Raw genomic sequence first — 18263 nt, forward strand, 5'->3', positions numbered from 1 at the left:
GAAATTGTCGGCGGGGTCTGCGACTGTCTGTGACATGACCGGTACCGCGGTTCTGCTGCTCTTGGTTTTCCTGCTGGTCGGGCTCGGGCTCGGCTGGGTCTTCGGCCTGCTCTGGTCGCGGGGACGCGACGGCGCGTCGCTCGCGCGGATCACCGCTGAGCGCGACGCGGCCGAGGACCGGGTGGTCGAGCTGACGCAGGAGCGGACGACGGTCGGGCAACAGATGTCCGGGCAGGCGGTCGTGAAGGAGTCGCTCGACCGATTGCATGCCCAGCTCAACCAATTGGAGAAGGGCCGCGCTGCCTGGCAGAGCCAGTTGCATCAACAGGTTAACGAGGTGCGCATGAGCGGCGAGGCACTGCGGCGGGAGACCGCCTCGCTGTCGACCGCGCTGCGCAAACCGCAGGTGCGGGGGCGATGGGGTGAGCTGCACTTGCGGCGTACGGTCGAACTGGCCGGCATGGTCGCCCACTGCGACTTCACCGAGCAGACCACGACGGTCGGCGACGACGGCCTGCTACGCCCCGACATGGTGGTGAGACTTGCCGAGGGCAAGAACCTGGTCGTCGACTCGAAGGTCCCGCTGGCCGCCTTCCTGGAAGCCGCCGAGAGCGACGACGCCGACTTTCGCGAGGAACGTCTGCGCGCGCACGCCCGCCATCTCCGCACCCACGTGGACCAACTCTCCGCCAAGGCCTACTGGTCACGACTGCCCTCGACCCCCGAGTTCGTCATCCTCTTCGTCCCCGGCGAGTCCTTCCTCTCCGCCGCCCTGGACATCGAGCCGTCCCTCCTCGAGTACGCCGCCGAGCGCCGCGTCATCCTGGCGACCCCCACCACCCTGATCGCGACGTTGCGCGCCGCCGCCTACGCCTGGAACCAATCCGCCCTGACGGAATCAGCCCAACAGGTCTTCGAACTGGGCCGGGAACTCTATGAACGCCTGAGCACCATGGGCGACCACCTCAACAAGGTAGGCCGCTCCCTGACCTCGGCCGTAGACGCCTACAACAGCACCGTCGGCTCCTTCGAACGCCGAGTCTTCACCACCGCCCGCAAACTCCGGGACCTCCACGTCACCGAAGCCGAACTAACCGCCATGGAATCAATCGAAGCCTCCGCCCGCCCCCTGACCGCCCCCGAATTCCTGGCCGTCGAAGACACCCCCGACACCCACCGCTGGCTCCCCGGCCCCACCATCGACAAAACCCACCGAGAACCCCCACCCCTCCCCGGCTTCGACACCCAAACCGGCTAACCACCCAACCAAAGACCCCACGCCTGCTCCGCCCGTCCGCTCCGTCGTCGCGTTCCGCGTTCGCAGGCTCCCGCCCACCCCGGGCGCAGGCTCCACCGTCGCCTGCTTAGGCGACCGCATCCCGTCTAGCGCCGCATGCCATGGCAAGACAAACCCGGCCTGCTTCGCCGAGCTGACCGTCCGACCTACAGCCTGCCGACCTCGGGCGCGACTGACGAGGACGCCGCGCCTGGACGAAGCCCTAGACACCCACCGCTGGCCCCCCGACCTCGACCAACCCACCGAGAACCACCCCCACTCCCAGGCTTTCGACACCCAAGCGGCTAACCACCCACCGCCGGAAAGCCCACGTCAGCCGCAACGTTTGCTCTGACGGTGACTGCCTCTGCGTCGTCTGTCCACGCCCTGCCCAACCTGAGCGCCGGCACCGCGGCGACCACAGCGGCAGCCGGCTCCCTCTTGTTCTCGTTCTTGCTCTTGCTCTTGCTCTTGCTTCCTGGGTCCGATGGCAGTTGGTGGATGGCTGGCTTGGTTGGCATGTCTGGGGTGGGTGGGCATATCAAGCGTCGGAAAGCCGACAGGGGTTGGGTGTTGACAGGGGTGGTGGGGCGGCCAAGTATGAGAGCGCTCTCACTCATCCGGTGATCCACCGTCCCTCGTCGGATGAGCAGTGGGTACCGCTCGCCCCCAGCGGTGACTGTGTCCTGGTATCGCAGTCTCTTCGTGGTCGTCCGGTGCTCCGCCTTCTCTCGCACGGGACAAACCTGAGGAGGAGTTGTGCGCATCAAACACAAACTGCTGGCGGTTCTGGCCGCCGCGAGTACCGTCGCCGCCGGGCTGGTCGCGAGCGTCGCGATGCCGGCCCAAGCGGTGCCGGCGACCATTCCGCTGAAGATCACCAACAGTTCCGGCCGCGGCGACGCGGTCTACATCTACAACCTCGGTACCAACCTGCAGACCGGCCAACAGGGCTGGGCCGACGCGGCAGGCAACTTCCACGCCTGGCCGGCCGGCGGCAACCCGCCGACCCCGGCACCCGACGCCTCCATCGCCGGCCCCGGCAACGGCGGGTCGATCACCATCCGGATGCCGAAGTTCTCGGGCCGGGTCTACTTCTCGTACGGGCAGAAGCTGGTCTTCAAGCTGACCACCGGCGGCCTGGTGCAGCCCGCGGTCCAGAACCCGAGCGACCCCAACCGCAACATCTTGTTCAGCTGGACCGAGTACACGCTGAACGACTCCGGCCTGTGGATCAACAGCACCCAGGTCGACATGTTCTCGGTCCCGTACGCGGTCGGCGTCCAGCAGGGCAACGGCACCGTACTGACCACCGGCCACCTCAAGCCAGGCGGCTACAACAACTTCTTCAACGCGCTCCGCGGCCAGCCCGGCGGCTGGGCGAACCTGATCCAGACAGCACCGAACGGCACCGTACTCCGCGCGCTCGCGCCCACCTACGGCGTCGAGACCGGCGCACTGCCGTCGAACGTGATGGACGACTACGTCAACCGGGTCTGGTCGAAGTACAGCTCGCAGACGCTCACCGTCACCCCGTTCGGCGACCAGCCGAACATCAAGTACTTCGGCCGCGTCTCCGGCAACGTCATGAACTTCACCAACACCTCCGGCCAGGTCGTCACCAGCTTCCAGAAGCCCAACTCGGCCAGCATCTTCGGCTGCGCCGGCCTGCTCGACGCCCCGAACGACCTGGTCCGCGGCCCGATCTCGCGCACCCTGTGCGCCGGCTACAACCGGTCGACGCTGATCAGCAACCCGAACCAGCCCGACCCGAACGACTCCGGCTTCTACCTCGACAACGTCACCAACCACTACTCCCGCAAGATCCACGCGCAGATGGCCGACGGCAAGGCGTACGGCTTCGCCTTCGACGACGTCGGCAACCACGAGGCCCTCGTCCACGACGGCAACCCGCAGCAGGCCTACATCACCCTCGACCCCTTCAACTAACCGGTACGCCGGTACGCCGGGCGAGCCCGCTCCCCCGGCCCACCGATCGCCACCGACCCGCCCCGGGTCCCCGCAGCTGCCCGCGGGGGACCCGGGGTGTTCCACGTCTTGACATCGTCAATGGTTAGTGGCAACTTACCGTTCGTGGGTACTTACCAAGCCGGCGCCGTCCTCGACGCCCTCGGCGATCCGACCAGGCGCACCATCCTGGAGACCCTGCGCCGCACCGGCCCCAGCTCGGTCGCCGGCCTCGCCGAACGTGTCCCGGTCAGCCGCCCCGCCATCTCCCAGCACCTCAAGGTCCTGGGCAAAGCCGGCCTCGTCGACCACGAGGCACAGGGCACCCGCAACATCTACCGCCTCGACCGCGCCGGCCTCGACGAAGTACGGGACTGGCTCGACCAGTTCTGGGGCGATGCGCTGGACGCGTTCGCGGAGTACGTCCGAAAGACCGAGGAGGAGCAACGATGAGCATCGCGCCGCTGGTGAAGCAGGTGGTCGTCATGACCACCCAGGAACGCGCTTTCGAGTTGTTCACCAAGCATCTCGGCGCCTGGTGGCCACTGAAGACCCACTCCATCGGCGCGGACAAGGCGACCACTGTCGAGCTCGAAGGCGCCGTCGGCGGCCGCATCGTCGAGTACGGCGAAGACGGCCCACTCGGCTACTGGGGCACAGTGTCGGACTGGGACCCGCCGAACAGCCTCTCGTTCACCTGGCACCCCGGCAGCGACCCGAAGGAAGCCGGCAGCATCACCGTCAGCTTCACCCCACTGGACGACGGCACAGCGGTCGAACTGGTCCACAGCGGCTGGGACCGTCGCCCCGACGGCGCCGAAGCCCGCGAGAACTACAACACCGGCTGGGACTACGTGCTCGACTTCTACGTGAGCCACAGCCGATAGTGGGCGGATGGCGAACGCTCCGGTCGACCCCACTGCCCTAGCCGCCTCTCTCCGCCCTCACGGGGAGTCTGTGATGCTGCCGCAGGCGGCGTACACAGACCCTGCAGTACTGGCCTGGGAGCGCCGCAACTTCTTCGCCGGCACCTGGACCTGCCTGGGCCGAGCAGAAGAACTAGCAGCCGGTACTACGCACTTCGCGACGACCGTGGGCGACATCGGAGTACTACTGACGTTCAGCGACAAGCCCCGCGCCTTCGCCAACACCTGCAGGCATCGCGGCCACGAGCTACTCCCGCAAGGCGACTCCAGTGAGCGCAGAGCCGTCGTCTGCCCGTACCACGGCTGGTCCTACGACCTGGACGGCGCAGTCAAGGCAGCCCCACGCATGGGCGACACCTTCGACCCGAGCCCGTACGGACTCACAGAGCTCCCTACCGAGGTCTGGCAAGGCTGGCTGTTCGTCAACGCACTCGGTACCGCCCCACCGTTCAGCGAGCACGTCGGCGGCCTCGAGGACCTGGTCGCGCCGTACCGGCCGGAGGCGTTGACCCTCAAGGCGCGGCACAGCTACGACGTCGCGTCGAACTGGAAGACGATCGTGGAGAACTACCACGAGTGCTACCACTGCCCACTGATCCACCCCGAGCTCTGCAAGGTCTCGCCCCCGACCTCAGGCGACAACTGGAACCTGCCCGGCGCCTGGGTCGGCGGCCTGATGGACCTCCGGCCCGACGCCGAGACGATGTCCCTCGACGGCAAGTCCCACGGAATCCCCTTGCCAGGCGTCGATCCACGGACCGTCAACTACGTCGGCCTGTTCCCCAACCTGCTGATCTCCCTGCACCCCGACTACGTGATGACGCACCGCCTCGAACCCCGTACTCCGCGCCTGACGGCGATCGAGTGCTCCTGGTACTTCCCCGCGGAGGTAGACGACCCGTCGTACGCCGTCGACTTCTGGGACATCACCAACCGCGAGGACTGGTCGGCCTGCGAGTCGGTCCAGCGTGGCGCCGACTCCCCGCACTTCCGCCCCGGCCCCCTGGCGCCGGCCGAGGACGCCGTCTACCAGTGGGTCACCATGCTCGCCAGGGGTTACCTGGGCAAAAGTCTTACTCAGTAAAGGAAAGGAGTCAGTTGGCGACCGTGAACCGGCCACGACGGTGGGCCGGCTGCTCGAGTTCGTCCACCAGCGCGACGGCGTAGTCCTCAGCAGAAACCTGGTCACCGACTGGCTCATCCGTGCCCAGCTTGAACACCCCAGTGCGCTCGCCCGGCGCGATCACCGGAGCCGGCGACAGCAGCGTCCAGTCGACATCGGCCGGCGTCGCACGCAGAGTGTCGAGCACCCCGGCAACGACCAGCGCCTCGGGCTTGTAGATCTCCGGGAAGTCCGGTGAGTCCACCAGCCGCTGACCACCGGCGAGCAGGCTGCCCGCGCCACCGACCACCACCAGCCGGGTCCCACCGGCCGACGCGATCAGCGTGTCGATCGCGTCCACGAAGTCCTGCGGATCCCCGCCGGTCCGGCTCGGCCCCATCGCCGACACCACGACGTCGACCGAGGACGCGATCTCCTTCACCGACGCGGCATCGTTCGCCGACCCGGTGACAGCCTGCACACCGGCCGGCGTCGAACCGCCGAACCGGGTGATACCGACAACCTCATGCCCACGCCCGGCCGCCTCGGCGGCGATCCGGCTCCCGATCATCCCGCTCGCACCATAAACCGCGATCTTCACGACGAACTCTCCAAACCCTCGGCAGCAATCTCGACACCGCCGACAGTAACCATTGGTAACTGGCTACTTCAACGTGCTATAAGTACCTTGTGGTTACTAATGGAGAACACCTGGCCGCCAAGTTCTTCGACCGTGGCGACGTGTTCGATCCGGACTGCCCGACCCGGCTGATCCTGGACCGGATCGGCGACAAGTGGACGGTGCTGGCGCTGCTGCTGCTCAGCAAAGGCCCACTCAGATTCACCGAGCTCCGCGACGGCATCGGCCGGGTGGCGCCCAAGGTCCTGACCCAGACCCTCAGAAGACTCGAGCGCGACGGCCTGATCAGCCGCGAGGTCTTCGCCGAGGTCCCGCCCCGCGTCGTCTACACGCTGACCCCGATGGGCGAGTCCCTGATCACCCCGATCCGGGCGGTCAGCGACTGGGCCGAGGAGCACGTACCGGCCATCAGCGCCGCGCAGAACAGTTACGACCTCGACAACGCCTGATCTCGACTCAACCTTTCGCCCCCACTCGGTCATCACAATGCTGACCGAGTAAGAAAACCTTCGCTGGGGGCGAGACGATGGATCCAGGGCTGGACGCGGAGTTCGCCGCATTCGTGGACGGGCGGTTCACCGCTCTGCAGAGGTTCGGCTACCTGCTGACCGGCGAGTGGCACCTGGCCGAGGACCTGGTGCAGACCTCACTCACCAAGGTCTGGTTCCACCGCAAGTCCCTGCGCAACAGCGCCGCGCTGGAGTCGTACACCCGGACCACGATGGTGAACACGAGCTCCCAATGGTGGCGCCGCAAGTGGAAGGGCGAGACCCCCACCGAAGAACTCCCCGAACCGGCCGCAGCCGCCGCGACGGAGAAGAGCACCACCTCGGAGTTCGGCACCATCGACGACCGCGACCTGCTGCTCCGCGCCCTCGCCACACTCCCGCGAAGAACCCGCGCGACGCTGGTCCTGCGGTACTTCGAAGACCTGCCCGAAGCCGAGATCGCCCAGATCATGGGCTGCTCGCTCGGCACGGTGAAGAGCAACATCTCCCGCGGCCTGACCAAGCTGCGCGAACACCGCCTCTTCACCGACCCCCTGATCGCCACATCCCCTGACCGCCCCGGCCTGCGAGGAGGGCTGACCAATGACCGATGAACTCAAGGAACGCTTCCAGCAACTGGTCGCCGACCCGCCGCCCCCGACCGCGGTACCGAGCGAGGCAGTCTTCGCCCGGGTCCGTACGGTCCGCCGCCGCCGTACGACGGGAGTCGCCGTACTCGCCGCCGCAGCGGTCGCCGTCGTCGCAGTCGTCGCCGGGAACCTGACCGACATTCACTCCAACCCGCCGATCTCGAACCCGCCGAGCCCCACGATCACCGCCCCGGCGATCGCCCCGATCGGCGCGACCATCGTCCTCGTCCCGACCCTCAAGGGCCGCACCCTGACGATGAAGGTGACCGTCTCCGGCACCGTCCTCGCCCCCAAGGACCCCGAGACCGGCACCGACGCACCCAAGGACACGAGCTTCGTCAACCTGAGCCTCGGAACCGAGGAAGGCTACGGCGACGGCTCCCAGCGTGGCGGATCGGACGGCGGTGGGATGACCTGCGCCGGCGCGAAGACGCGCCGGACCGGCACCGAGACCTACCAGCTACTCGATCCGCACACCTACCAGAAGGCCGGGACCTTCACCTTCCTCTACCGGATCCGTTACTGCGGCTCGAACGGCGCCGTTTTCAAGGTCGAGAAAAGCATGCCGATCGTCGTTGGTTAAGCGTGGTCGGAGGTGCCCGTCGTCGCCATCCCGGCGGCCTTGAGGTCGGTACGCAGCTCGCGCGGCAGTGAGAACACCAGGCTCTCCTCCGCCGTCGTGACCTCCTGCACCTCGCCGTAGCCACGCTCGGCCAGCCAGCTCAGCACGTCGCGGACCAGGATCTCCGGCACGCTCGCGCCGCTCGTCACGCCGACCGTGTCGACGCCGACCAGCCAGGCCTCGTCGATCTCGGTGGCGAAGTCGACCAGGTGACCGTCGCGGGCGCCGTGCTCGAGCGCGACCTCGACCAGCCGGACCGAGTTCGAGGAGTTGCGCGACCCGACCACGATCATCAGGTCGACGTCCGGCGCCATCTTCTTGACCGCGACCTGGCGGTTCTGGGTGGCGTAGCAGATGTCGTCACTCGGCGGGTTCTGCAGTTTCGGGAACCGCTCGCGCAACCGGCGTACGGTCTCCATCGTCTCGTCGACCGAGAGCGTGGTCTGCGACAGCCAGACGACCTTCTCCGGGTCGCGGACCTCGATGTTCGGCACGTCGCCCGGGCCGTCCACGAGGTGCACGTGCTCGGGCGCCTCACCGGCGGTACCGATCACTTCTTCGTGCCCGTCGTGGCCGATCAGCAGGATGTCGTAGTCGATCGCGGCGAACCGCTTCGCCTCGTGGTGCACCTTGGTGACCAGCGGACAGGTCGCGTCGATCGTCTTGAGCTGCCGCGCGGCCGCCTCCTCGTGCACGATCGGCGCGACGCCGTGCGCGGAGAAGATCACCGTCTCGCCCTCGGGCACCTCGTCGGTCTCGTCGACGAAGATCGCGCCGCGCGCCTGCAGCGTGGAGACGACGTGCTTGTTGTGCACGATCTCCTTGCGCACGTAGACCGGCGGCCCGTACAGATCGAGTGCCTTCTCGACCGCCACCACGGCCCGGTCCACACCCGCGCAGTACCCGCGCGGCGCCGCGAGCAGCACCCGCTTGGTCTTCAGGGAAGTGGGCGTACCGGTCGTCTCAGGCTGGGCAGTCACGACCCCCATCGTACGGGGCGTAGCTGAACACCCCACCCGCCGTGGTGGACGTCACGGTCCTGACAGCAGGCCCCGCTTGAAGCCCTCGGCGACCGCGGCGGCCCGGTCGTTCACGCCGAGCTTGAGGTACAGATTCAGCAGATGACTCTTCACGGTCGCCTCGCTGATGAACAATCTGACCGCCGTTTCGCGGTTCGTGTTGCCCGCCGCAACCAGCTCCAGCACCTCGATCTCACGCTGGGTGAGCGGCCCTGCATCCGGCGTACGGACCCGGCTGACCAACCTGCTCGCCACACTCGGCGACAGCACGGACTCCCCCGCCGCAGCCGCCCGCACAGCGCGCAGCAGCTCATCCCGAGGCGCATCCTTCAGCAGATACCCGGTCGCCCCGGCCTCGATAGCCGGTACTACGTACGTGTCGGTGTCATACGTCGTCAGCACCAGAACCCGCGCCGCACTCCCCTGCTTGGCAAGCTCGGTGATCGCGGTCAGCCCGTCCATCCCCGGCATCCGCAGATCCATCAGGATCACGTCCGGCCGCAGCTCCTTGGCCAGTGCGAGCGCCTCGGCACCGTCAGCAGCCTCACCCAGTACTTCGAAATCGGGATCACGCGCGAACATCCCGCTCAACCCGTCGCGTACGACCGGGTGATCGTCGGCGATGAGCAGCTTGATCGGCCCGCTCATCGGTCGCCCGCCAGCACCGGGATGCTCGCGGAGATCGCAGTACCGGCGCCCGGCTCCGACTCGATCTGGAGACGGCCGTCCAGGGCCTCGATCCGCTGCCGCATCGCGATCAACCCGAACCCGCCTTCCCCGTCGACCTCACCAGCCACGAATCCCCTGCCATCATCGCGGACGTCCAAGGCGATCTTGTCCTCCAGGTACGACAGTGTCAGGCCGACCCTGCTCGCCTGCGCGTGTTTGGCGACGTTGGCGAGCGCCTCCTGCGCAGTACGGAGCAGGGCCAACTCGGCGTCGGGCGGAAGCGGGAGCGTAGTACCGGTTGTAGTGACCTGTACTTCGATGTCGTGCAGTGCTGTCCATCGCTTGGCGACGTCAGCCAGTGCGTCGCTGAGGCGGGCGCTGTCGAGCGAGCCGGGGCGGAGCGCGTGCACGGATCGCCTTGCCTCGTTGAGGCTTTCCCTGGCCAGGGTGATCGCGGCCCCGACGTGACGGTTCCTCGCTTGTTGATCGCCGTCGGCGGTTTCGTTCTCTGCCGCCTGTAGTTGGGTGATGATCCCGGTCAGACCCTGCGCGAGGGTGTCGTGGATCTCGCGCGCCATCCGCTGCCGCTCATCCTGTACGCCCGCCTCGCGGGCCTGGTCGAGTAGTTGCTGGTGGAGTTTCGCGTTCTCGGCCAGCGTCGCCTCGAGTTTGCGGTTGGCCTCGCTGACGTCTTGCAGGGCGTGCTTGCGGGCGTCGTTGCGTTGATCCCGCTGCCGGTTGATCCAGGCGAACCCGGTCATCGGCAAGATGTTGGCGAGCAGCACGGCGAAGAAGATCGCGAGGCCGGCCGCTGTCGTCTTGTCGACCGTGGAGGCTTGCGCGCTGCCGGCGACTGCTGCCACCGCCGCGACGCCAGGCAACTCCCAGGGCCAGGGCAGGACGCCGAAGGCGTAGAAGTAGGCGGCCGGACTGAAGAACCCGAACCACGGGTCGCGATGGACGAGGATCGCGATGACGACCAGCAGTCCGGCGACGAAGACCAGCATGTGCGGCGTGCGGTCCCGCCACTGCGGGTGCAGGGTGAAGACGCCCAGCATCCAGAGCGCGGCCAGGGCGCAGAGGCCCAGGTCGATCGCGAGCGAGCGCGGCTCATCGTGCTTGATGATCGCGGTGCCGACCGCCAGAACGCCCAGTAGGACATACGGCACGACGGTGACCAACGCTGGCCAGCGACGCTCCTCCACCCTTCGCACCTTACCCGCGGTCGAAGGCGCTGCGCAGGTGCTTGCCATTGACAACAAGCGCGACCCCGAGCAGCAGCAGTCCGCAAACACCTTGCTCGACCTTCAACCACACCGGGAAGTCCCCAGGGATCGCGATGATGACCGCGATCGCCACCAGCATGACGGCCGAAACGATCCGCAACCGCAGAAACGACCGCCCATGCCCCCGAGCCGCCCTCGCCGCAAAGCTCGTCATCACCGCCGCACTCGCCACGACGATGACCGTCCGCACCCAGACCGCATCAGTCACAACCGACGCGTGATGCCGAAGAACGAACACCGCCACCACGGTCGCCACACTCAACGCCAGATACCCACCGACCAACGCCCTGACAACCCGGAACGCGGCGCTGTGCGTCGCCGCAAGCTCTGTATCCATACCCCGAGCCTGGCAGCCAACGCCTGCCCAGCACATCGGCCAAATCGCCGTAACGCAGGCCAACCGACCAGCTGAGGGTCCGGATCAGCCGATCGGTCGGTTCATTGCCTACAGCAAGCAAAAGGAGTCGCCCGCCCTATCCGGGCGACTCCTTTCAAGGAGGTGTTCACACCCCTCAAGAATGCGCCTCGTCAACCTTCTCCGCAAAGGATTTACGCCGCTCAGACGTTCGCCTCGCCCCACGCCCTGAGCACGGCGAAGTCCGCCGGTGCCAGTCCACGGTTGGCCTCGACCCGATGCACCCGGAAGGACCCCAGCCCTGGCGTCGACTCGAGGAACATCCGGTCGTACCGGTTGATCTCGTCGTCGATCCAGACGAACGGCCGGCTGCCGACCCAGCGCGCGACATGTGGGGTCTTCCACGAACGCCGACTGCGCTCTGCGCCCTCTCGTGCACCCGCCGGCCAGCGGATGACCGGCAGGTCTGCCGGCAGCCCGATCCTCGGTGCGATGAGCCGATTGGCGCCGTCCTCCCAGGTCGTCGCCCAGACCAGTTCGAAGGTGTCGGCCAGTGCGGTCAGCTCGGCCCCGTGCTGCTGATTGAGCAACAGCCGCCAAGTCTTCTCGCCCTCCTCGATCTCCTCCAGGCGGTAACCCGGCGGGACCGTCTTCGCGCGGTACGGGTTGAGGGGGCCGTCTACGTCCAGGAGGAGGTACGGGCGGAGCATGTCACGCAATGTACTGGGGGTTGGCGGGGATTGTCGGTCGGGCACCGTAGAGTCGCCGGGTGGCATTGGAGACCTCGCCGGAAGCGCCTGCAGCCGTTCGCACGATCGCGAACGGCATTGCCGGCTGGATCAACCAGCTCGGCGCCGTCTGGGTCGAGGGGCAGCTGACGGACGTCTCGATCGGGCGCGGGACGACGACCGTGTTCGGCACCCTGCGGGACACCGACGCCGACATCTCGCTGCGCTTCACCTGCAACCGGCGCGTCTTCGAGGCGGTCGACCCGCCCGTCACCGACGGCTCCCGCGTAGTGGTGAACGCCAAGCCCAACTTCTTCGCCCGCCGCGGCACCCTCGCGCTCGCGGTCAGCGAGATCCGGCACGTCGGCATCGGCGAGCTGCTCGCCCGGATCGAGCGGCTGAAGCAGTTGCTCGCCGCCGAAGGCCTCTTCGAGTCGTACCGGAAGAAGAAGCTGCCGTTCCTCCCCCACACGATCGGCCTGATCTGCGGCCGCGACTCGGCCGCCGAGCGCGACGTATTGGAGAACGCGAAGCGCCGCTGGCCGGCCGTCGCCTTCCGGATCGAGTATGCGTCGGTGCAGGGTCCGGCAGCGGCCGGCGAGGTGATGAACGCGCTCCGCAAGCTCGACGGCGACGAGTCGGTCGAGGTGATCGTGATCGCCCGCGGCGGCGGCTCGCTCGAAGACCTGCTGCCGTTCTCCGACGAGGGTCTGATCAGGGCGGTCTCCCAGGCCAGTACTCCGATCGTCAGCGCCATCGGCCACGAGCCCGACTCGCCGCTGCTCGACCTGGTCGCCGACCTCCGCGCATCGACCCCGACCGACGCCGCCAAACGGATCGTCCCGGACGTCCGCGAAGAGCTCGACGGCGTACGGCTCCTGCGCGAGCGCGGTCTGCGCGCCATCCGCGGCTGGCTCGACCGTGAGACCCACGCGCTGGCCGCCATCCGCAGTCGCCCATCGCTCGCCGCACCGACGACGGACCTGCAACGCCGGGCCGACGAGATCGCCGCCCTGGTCGACCGCAGCCGCCGCACGCTCACCCATCGGCTGGACCGCGCCGGCGACGACCTGGCTCACCGCCTGGCGAGCGTACGGGCCCTGTCCCCCAAGGCAACTCTCGAGCGCGGGTACTCCGTGCTCCAACTGGCCGACGGCACCGCAGTACGGGAGATCGCGCAGGTATCGGCCGGCGATGTCCTCAACGCCCGGGTCAGCGACGGCCGTTTCGACGTAGAGGTAAAGGACAGCAAATGACCAAGAACGCCGAGCCGGCAGCCCGCCCCGAGCTCTCCTACGAGCAGGCCCGCGAGGAACTGGTCGAGGTGGTCCGCAAACTCGAAGCCGGCGGCACCACCCTCGAAGAGTCCCTGGCCCTGTGGGAACGCGGCGAAACCCTCGCCACCACCTGCCAGCAATGGCTCGACGGCGCCCGCAAACGCCTCGCCGAAGCCCAGGCCGCCCACGAAGAAAAGCCCAACTAGGCCGTTAACAAGGCGGTGGCCGCAGCGACCAGACCTGCCTGCATGCGCGGGAGGTCAAAGCCTTCCGAGCGCAGGGCTTGGTGGAGGTCGGCGGCCAGCGGAGCGAGGATGAAATGCGCCGTGTAGTCGGCATCCAGCTCCGGCCGCGCCTCCTCGACCAGCATCGCGACATGCCGATGCCACAACCGGTACGACCCGATCCGGTACCGCGCGCCGTCTGAAGCGTTCTCGCTGTCGGCGAACAGTTCGACGTGCCGATCGAGCAGCTCCGTGTACGCCGTCAGGAACGCGGTCACCCGCTCGATGGCCGGCGCTCCCGGCCCGAGCGGCGGCGGACCGCTCAGCAACTTGCCCTGCAGCTCGACCTCCCGCTCGTCGAGCAGCGCCACCGCCAACCCCGCCCGGTCTCCGAAGCGCCGGAACACGGTGCCCTTGCCGACGCCCGCCTCGAGCGCGATCGCATCCAACGACACGTTCTTCACCCCGTGCTCGGCGAACAGCCGCTCCGCCGCCTCCAGCACCTTCAGCCGGTTGCGCCGGGCGTCGGCCCGCTCCGGGCGCGGCTCACCGACGATCGGCAGACTTCCTTGAGAAACGGACCGTGGTCCGTTATGGTCGTTCATAAGACGGACTGTAGTCCGCTCAAGACCTTGGAGGAAGCACCATGAGCAACACCACCGCCCGGATCGCGGTCGCGTACCACTCCGGCATGGGCCACACCGCTCGGCAGGCCGAGGCCGTCGCGGCGGGCGCGGCCGCAGTACCGGGAGCCGTCGCCGAGCTCGTACCGCTCGACGAGCTGACCGATGACGTGTGGGAGCGGCTCGAAGCCGCCGACGCGATCATCTTCGGCACCCCGACGTACATGGGCAGCCCGAGCGCCGTCTTCAAGGCGTTCGCCGAGGCCAGCGTGAAGGTCTGGGCCGCCGACCTGGGCTGGCGGGACAAGATCGCCGCCGGCTTCACCAACTCGAAGGCGATGTCGGGCGACAAGCTGAACAGCATCGTCGACCTGGCCGTGTTCGCCGCCCAGCACGGGATGATCTGGGTCGGCCTGGACATCTACCCGGGCTGGGCCGAGTCGACCGCGAGCATCGAGGATCTCAACCGGCTCGGCAGCTGGCTGGGCGCGATGGCGCAGTCCGACGCCGACCTGTCCGCGGAGAAGGCGCCGCCGGAGACGGACCTCCGTACCGCCGCAGCGCTCGGCGCCCGGGTCGCCACCGTCACCTTGCGGCACCAGCGCGGATCGCTGGCGGCCTGATGGCTTGGCTCGTACTGATCGCGGCGGCCGCGTTCGAGATCGCTTTCGCATTGAGCCTGAAGCCGAGCGACGGGTTCAGCCGGTTCTGGCCGACGGCCGGCGTCCTCGTCTTCGGAGTCATCTCGGTCGTCCTGCTCTCCAAGACCCTGGACCGGCTACCGGTCGGCACGGCGTACGCCGTCTGGACCGGCCTCGGCTCGATCGGCGTAGTCACCCTCAGCGTCTTGTTCTTCCACGAATCAATCACCCCGACCCGCCTCGCCTGCATCGCGCTGATCGTGGCGGGCGTCGTAGGCCTCCGCCTGGCCGGCGCCGACTAGACGCGCCGACTAGACGCGGCGACGGCGGAGGGAGCGGCGGGTGATCCGGCCTCGGGTGGGGACGGCGGCGGGTGGGACGACCGGGGGATCGACGCCGAGGGAGTCCGGCTGGGCGACCAGGGACTGGTAGTCGTCCCAGCTGTCCACCCGCAGCGGAATGTTGCCGACGGCATCGACATCGGTGACCGGATGGTTGCCGGTGCCGATCACCGACCAGATGTCCTGGTCGTGGCGCAGCTGCCGCAGCTCGCCGAACAGCTCCCGCCCGAACCAGCACGGATTGCCGCGGCCGTTCTCGTACCGGCTGACCCCGATCGGCGTCGACGGCCCGGCCACCTCCGCGACCAGCGACCAGACAGTGGCCGATGTCACTCCGGGTTGATCACCGAGCATGATCACCAGGCCGTCGGTACGCCGGTCCACCACGTCCAGCGCCGGCACGATCGACGAGCTGCCCGTGTCTGCATGCGGCGACTCGACCACCCGCGCGCCCTCCAGATCGACGCGCTCACGTACCTGCTCCGAAGCAGTCCCCAGCGTCACGATCAGCTGGTCGAACCCACACTCCCGCGCCGTCTCCAGCGACGCACCGAGCAGCGTCTCACCCTGGTACGCGAGCAGTTGCTTGGGGACGCCGAGCCGCGGCGACCCTTCGGCGGCGAGCACCAGACCGGTGACGAACACGGCTGCCTCAACCCTCGACCTGGCACGACGTACTCATCCCAGGTCCCTTCGCCGGCGCCAATCCGACGATTTCACAACGCGGGACAACGCTGTGTCAACGGCTGAATAAGTTCGGTGAATTCACTTCAAGGTCGCGGCGAACGTTTCAAGTGCTTGATATCCGGCATTTCCGGTGACGATCGTGGTGACCCCGGAGCCGACCAGCAGCAGGGCCTGCTCGCCCTCGCGGTCGGTCAGCGTTTTGCGCTGCCAGACCACGCCGTTCACCGTCGAGGTGCCGTCGTCGGCGGTCCGGCCGAGTTTGTCGGCCGGAAACCCTTTGCTGGTCACGTTGGACTGCTCCAGCCCGACATACTTCAGCTGATCGGTGACAATTCCGAGGTGCCAGCTGATCGGGCTTTGCTGCGGCGCCCGGAATTCGACGCTGGTCGCCTTCCAGCCGGCCGGCATCGGCTCCGGCCCGCGGATCCAGGAGGCGACCTTGCGGGCGTCGGCCAGCTGCGCGGTGTACTCGACCTCGCGGACCTTCTCCTCCTTCGGCCGCCAGGTGACGATCATCAGGAACGCGACCACGATGAAGCAGGCCAGCAGCGCCCAGAACATGTTGGTCAGCGTCCGCGCCTTGGCCCGGTCGACCTTGTTCTGCGCCCGGTAGGCCAGCGCCTCCTCGCGGGCCAGCGCCTTCTCCGCCTGGGCCAGTGCCTGCTCGCGCGTCGGCCCGTCACTCGTCGAACTCATGGCACCAGTGTCCCCCGAGACCGCCAACCGGCCGACACCGGTCGTTGGCTACGATCCGTGGCATGAACGACCCGTCCACTCCCCCTGCCCATCTCGAGGTCGACGAGCACGCCCCCGACCGCAACCTGGCCCTGGAGCTGGTCCGGGTCACCGAGGCGGCCGCGATGGCCGCGGGCCGGTGGGTCGGCCGCGGTGACAAGAACGGCGCCGACGGCGCGGCCGTGAACGCGATGCGGACCCTGATCGGCACCGTCGGGATGAACGGCGTGGTGGTGATCGGCGAGGGCGAGAAGGACAACGCCCCGATGCTCTACAACGGCGAGCAGGTCGGTTCGGGCGAGGGCCCGGAGTGCGACGTCGCGGTCGACCCGGTCGACGGTACGACGCTGGTCGCCAAGGGGATGGCGAACGGGATCGCCGTGATGGCGGTGGCGCCGCGCAACACGATGTACGACCCGTCCGCGGTCTTCTACATGGAGAAGCTCGTGGTCGGTCCCGAGGCCGCCGACGTGGTCGACATCCGGCTGCCCGTCGCCGAGAACATCCGGCTGGTCGCGAAGGCGAAGGGCTCGTCGGTCGACGACGTCACCGTCGTACTGCTCGACCGGCCGCGGCACGACGACCTGGCCGCGCAGATCCGGGCGACCGGCGCGCGGATCAAGTTCATCAGCGACGGCGACGTCGCGGGCGCCGTCGAGGCTGCGCGGCCGGACACCGGCCTCGACATGCTGATCGGCATCGGTGGTACGCCGGAAGGCATCATCGCCGCCTGTGCGATGAAATGCATGGGCGGGATGATCCAGGGCAGGCTCTGGCCGAAGGACGACGACGAAAGGCAGAAGGCTCTGGACGCCGGCCACGACCTCGACCGGGTGCTGTCGACCGACGACCTGGTCAGCGGCGACGACTGCTTCTTCGTCGCCACCGGCATCACCGACGGCGAACTGCTCCGCGGCGTCCGCTACCGCAGCTCGATCGCCCGCACCCACTCGCTGGTGATGCGCTCGCACAGCGGCACGATCCGCAGCATCGAGAGCGAACACCAGCTGTCCAAGCTGCGCGCCTACTCCGCCATCGACTTCGAGCACGCCCGATGACGGCACCCGTCCTCGTGATCGGCGAGGCTCTGGTCGACATCGTCTCCAGCGGGAACGGCAACGGGTCCGGGCGGAACGGCAAGAACGGCTCGAAGGCGACGCCCGGTGGGTCGCCGGCCAACGTGGCGGTCGGGTTGGCGCGGCTCGGGCTGCCGACCGAGCTGGTGACCCGCTTCGGCACCGACCCGTACGGCGATCAGCTCGGCGCTCACCTGTTCGGCAACGGGGTCCAGCTCTCCCCCGGCTCGGTCGACCCGACGTTCCGGACCAGTACGGCGACGGCCACGCTCGACGCGGCCGGGGTTGCGTCGTACCGGTTCGACATCGCCTGGGAGCCGCCGGCGCTGTCGCTGCGACGCGGCTGCCCTGCCGTCCATACCGGCTCGATCGCGACGGTGCTCGAACCGGGTGCGGCGGCGATCCGGACGTTCCTCGCCTCACTGGCCGACCAGCCCGTCACCGTGACGCTCGATCCGAACGCGCGCCCGACGATCACTCCCGACGCGGAGAGCACGTGGGCCGCCGTACGGGTGCTGGCGGCGTCGGCCGATCTGGTGAAGCTGAGCGACGAGGACTGCGAGTTCCTGCGACCCGGGATGACGCCGGACGAGATCGCGGCCGAGCTGCTGTCGGTCGACCGGACTCAATGCGTCGTCATCACTCGCGGCGGCGAAGGCGCGATCGGTATCAGCCGCTCCGCGCGGGTCGAGGTGACTGCCCCCGCGATCAAGGTCGTCGACACCGTCGGCGCCGGCGACTCCTTCATGTCAGCCCTGATCGCCGGCCTGCAATCCCGCGGCCTGCTCGGCGAAGTACGCCTCAACGGCCTGGACGCGCAAACCCTCCACGACGTCGTCGACTACGCCGTGAAGGCCGCCGCCATCACCTGCACCCGCCACGGCGCCGACCCACCGACCGCCGCCGAACACACCGCCACCTGGGGCTGAC

23 protein-coding genes are annotated in these 18263 nt (G+C 68.2%); 14 read left to right on the top strand and 9 right to left on the bottom strand.

Going from position 1 to position 18263, the window contains the following annotated elements; translation table 11 throughout:
* The first annotated feature begins 34 nt into the window (after positions 1-34).
* The 5 genes from ABD768_RS07775 to ABD768_RS07795 all read left to right on the top strand — a co-directional run bounded on the left by ABD768_RS07775 (position 35) and on the right by ABD768_RS07795 (position 5254).
* Complete coding sequence (locus ABD768_RS07775; protein WP_343982420.1) at positions 35-1258, top strand: DNA recombination protein RmuC; 1224 nt, start codon at positions 35-37, stop codon at positions 1256-1258.
* Positions 1259-2035: 777 nt separating this feature from the next.
* Positions 2036-3226: a glycoside hydrolase family 64 protein gene (locus ABD768_RS07780; protein ID WP_344838908.1), complete on the top strand. Its 1191-nt coding sequence runs from the start codon at positions 2036-2038 to the stop codon at positions 3224-3226.
* Positions 3227-3370: 144 nt separating this feature from the next.
* Positions 3371-3697 (top strand): ArsR/SmtB family transcription factor, encoded by a 327-nt coding sequence (locus ABD768_RS07785; RefSeq protein WP_344838911.1) that lies wholly within the window; start codon positions 3371-3373, stop codon positions 3695-3697.
* Positions 3694-4131 (top strand): SRPBCC domain-containing protein, encoded by a 438-nt coding sequence (locus tag ABD768_RS07790; protein WP_344838914.1) that lies wholly within the window; start codon positions 3694-3696, stop codon positions 4129-4131. The genes ABD768_RS07785 and ABD768_RS07790 overlap by 4 nt, the downstream gene beginning before the upstream one ends.
* A 73-nt stretch (positions 4132-4204) precedes the next feature.
* Positions 4205-5254 (top strand): aromatic ring-hydroxylating oxygenase subunit alpha, encoded by a 1050-nt coding sequence (locus ABD768_RS07795; protein WP_343982410.1) that lies wholly within the window; start codon positions 4205-4207, stop codon positions 5252-5254.
* A gap of 10 nt (positions 5255-5264) precedes the next feature.
* On the opposite strand, the gene ABD768_RS07800 is transcribed toward ABD768_RS07795, so the two are convergent.
* Positions 5265-5873 carry an NAD(P)-dependent oxidoreductase gene (locus ABD768_RS07800; RefSeq protein WP_344838917.1) on the bottom strand — a complete coding sequence of 203 codons (609 nt, stop codon included), beginning with the start codon at positions 5871-5873 and terminating at the stop codon, positions 5265-5267.
* Between the two features lie 89 nt (positions 5874-5962).
* On the opposite strand from ABD768_RS07800, the gene ABD768_RS07805 reads away from it, so the two are divergent.
* The 3 genes from ABD768_RS07805 to ABD768_RS07815 all read left to right on the top strand — a co-directional run bounded on the left by ABD768_RS07805 (position 5963) and on the right by ABD768_RS07815 (position 7633).
* Complete coding sequence (locus ABD768_RS07805) at positions 5963-6361, top strand: winged helix-turn-helix transcriptional regulator (protein ID WP_343982404.1); 399 nt, start codon at positions 5963-5965, stop codon at positions 6359-6361.
* 77 nt (positions 6362-6438) lie between these two features.
* On the top strand, positions 6439-7014 hold the full coding sequence (locus ABD768_RS07810) for a SigE family RNA polymerase sigma factor (protein ID WP_343982401.1): 576 nt from the start codon (positions 6439-6441) through the stop codon (positions 7012-7014).
* Positions 7004-7633: a hypothetical protein gene (locus tag ABD768_RS07815; RefSeq protein WP_343982398.1), complete on the top strand. Its 630-nt coding sequence runs from the start codon at positions 7004-7006 to the stop codon at positions 7631-7633. The genes ABD768_RS07810 and ABD768_RS07815 overlap by 11 nt, the downstream gene beginning before the upstream one ends.
* On the opposite strand, the gene ABD768_RS07820 is transcribed toward ABD768_RS07815, so the two are convergent.
* From ABD768_RS07820 to ABD768_RS07840, 5 genes are all read right to left on the bottom strand, one after another.
* Positions 7630-8661 (bottom strand): 4-hydroxy-3-methylbut-2-enyl diphosphate reductase, encoded by a 1032-nt coding sequence (locus ABD768_RS07820; RefSeq protein WP_344838922.1) that lies wholly within the window; start codon positions 8659-8661, stop codon positions 7630-7632. The two genes, ABD768_RS07815 and ABD768_RS07820, sit on opposite strands and share 4 nt — an antisense overlap.
* 42 nt (positions 8662-8703) lie before the next feature.
* On the bottom strand, positions 8704-9339 hold the full coding sequence (locus ABD768_RS07825) for a response regulator (RefSeq protein ID WP_344838924.1): 636 nt from the start codon (positions 9337-9339) through the stop codon (positions 8704-8706).
* Entirely contained in the window at positions 9336-10565 is a 1230-nt protein-coding gene (locus ABD768_RS07830; RefSeq protein ID WP_344838927.1) for a sensor histidine kinase, read from the bottom strand. The genes ABD768_RS07825 and ABD768_RS07830 overlap by 4 nt, the downstream gene beginning before the upstream one ends.
* Positions 10566-10575: 10 nt before the next feature.
* Complete coding sequence (locus ABD768_RS07835; RefSeq protein ID WP_344838929.1) at positions 10576-10983, bottom strand: hypothetical protein; 408 nt, start codon at positions 10981-10983, stop codon at positions 10576-10578.
* A 221-nt stretch (positions 10984-11204) separates the two neighbouring features.
* A complete protein-coding gene (locus ABD768_RS07840) occupies positions 11205-11711 on the bottom strand; it encodes an HAD domain-containing protein (RefSeq protein WP_344838932.1) in 507 nt (168 codons plus the stop codon).
* Between the two features lie 59 nt (positions 11712-11770).
* On the opposite strand from ABD768_RS07840, the gene xseA reads away from it, so the two are divergent.
* The gene (gene xseA, locus ABD768_RS07845; RefSeq protein WP_343982379.1) at positions 11771-12985 is read left to right on the top strand and encodes an exodeoxyribonuclease VII large subunit; all 1215 of its coding nucleotides are present in this window, start codon (positions 11771-11773) and stop codon (positions 12983-12985) included.
* Positions 12982-13212 (top strand): exodeoxyribonuclease VII small subunit, encoded by a 231-nt coding sequence (locus ABD768_RS07850; protein WP_343982376.1) that lies wholly within the window; start codon positions 12982-12984, stop codon positions 13210-13212. The genes xseA and ABD768_RS07850 overlap by 4 nt, the downstream gene beginning before the upstream one ends.
* Here the strand turns inward: ABD768_RS07850 and ABD768_RS07855 are convergent.
* Positions 13209-13835 (bottom strand): TetR/AcrR family transcriptional regulator, encoded by a 627-nt coding sequence (locus ABD768_RS07855; RefSeq protein ID WP_343982373.1) that lies wholly within the window; start codon positions 13833-13835, stop codon positions 13209-13211. The genes ABD768_RS07850 and ABD768_RS07855 overlap by 4 nt on opposite strands.
* A 41-nt stretch (positions 13836-13876) precedes the next feature.
* Here ABD768_RS07855 and ABD768_RS07860 point away from each other — a divergent pair, with 41 nt between their 5' ends.
* Positions 13877-14476 (top strand): flavodoxin family protein, encoded by a 600-nt coding sequence (locus tag ABD768_RS07860; RefSeq protein WP_343982370.1) that lies wholly within the window; start codon positions 13877-13879, stop codon positions 14474-14476.
* The gene (locus tag ABD768_RS07865) at positions 14476-14796 is read left to right on the top strand and encodes a DMT family transporter (RefSeq protein WP_344838938.1); all 321 of its coding nucleotides are present in this window, start codon (positions 14476-14478) and stop codon (positions 14794-14796) included. The genes ABD768_RS07860 and ABD768_RS07865 overlap by 1 nt, the downstream gene beginning before the upstream one ends.
* Before the next feature lie 9 nt (positions 14797-14805).
* Here ABD768_RS07865 and ABD768_RS07870 read toward each other — a convergent pair whose 3' ends face one another.
* Complete coding sequence (locus tag ABD768_RS07870) at positions 14806-15480, bottom strand: nucleotidyltransferase family protein (protein WP_343982363.1); 675 nt, start codon at positions 15478-15480, stop codon at positions 14806-14808.
* Between the two features lie 120 nt (positions 15481-15600).
* Positions 15601-16218 carry a DUF4245 domain-containing protein gene (locus ABD768_RS07875; protein ID WP_343982360.1) on the bottom strand — a complete coding sequence of 206 codons (618 nt, stop codon included), beginning with the start codon at positions 16216-16218 and terminating at the stop codon, positions 15601-15603.
* A 62-nt stretch (positions 16219-16280) separates the two neighbouring features.
* Between ABD768_RS07875 and glpX the strand changes: the two genes are divergently transcribed.
* Positions 16281-17315, top strand: a complete 1035-nt coding sequence (glpX, locus tag ABD768_RS07880; protein ID WP_344838941.1) for a class II fructose-bisphosphatase — start codon at positions 16281-16283, stop codon at positions 17313-17315.
* On the top strand, positions 17312-18262 hold the full coding sequence (locus ABD768_RS07885; RefSeq protein WP_343982355.1) for a carbohydrate kinase family protein: 951 nt from the start codon (positions 17312-17314) through the stop codon (positions 18260-18262). The genes glpX and ABD768_RS07885 overlap by 4 nt, the downstream gene beginning before the upstream one ends.
* The last annotated feature ends 1 nt before the right edge of the window (position 18263 follow it).

It is taken from the genome of Kribbella ginsengisoli, assembly GCF_039537185.1.
Taxonomy (GTDB): Bacteria; Actinomycetota; Actinomycetes; order Propionibacteriales; family Kribbellaceae; genus Kribbella; species Kribbella koreensis.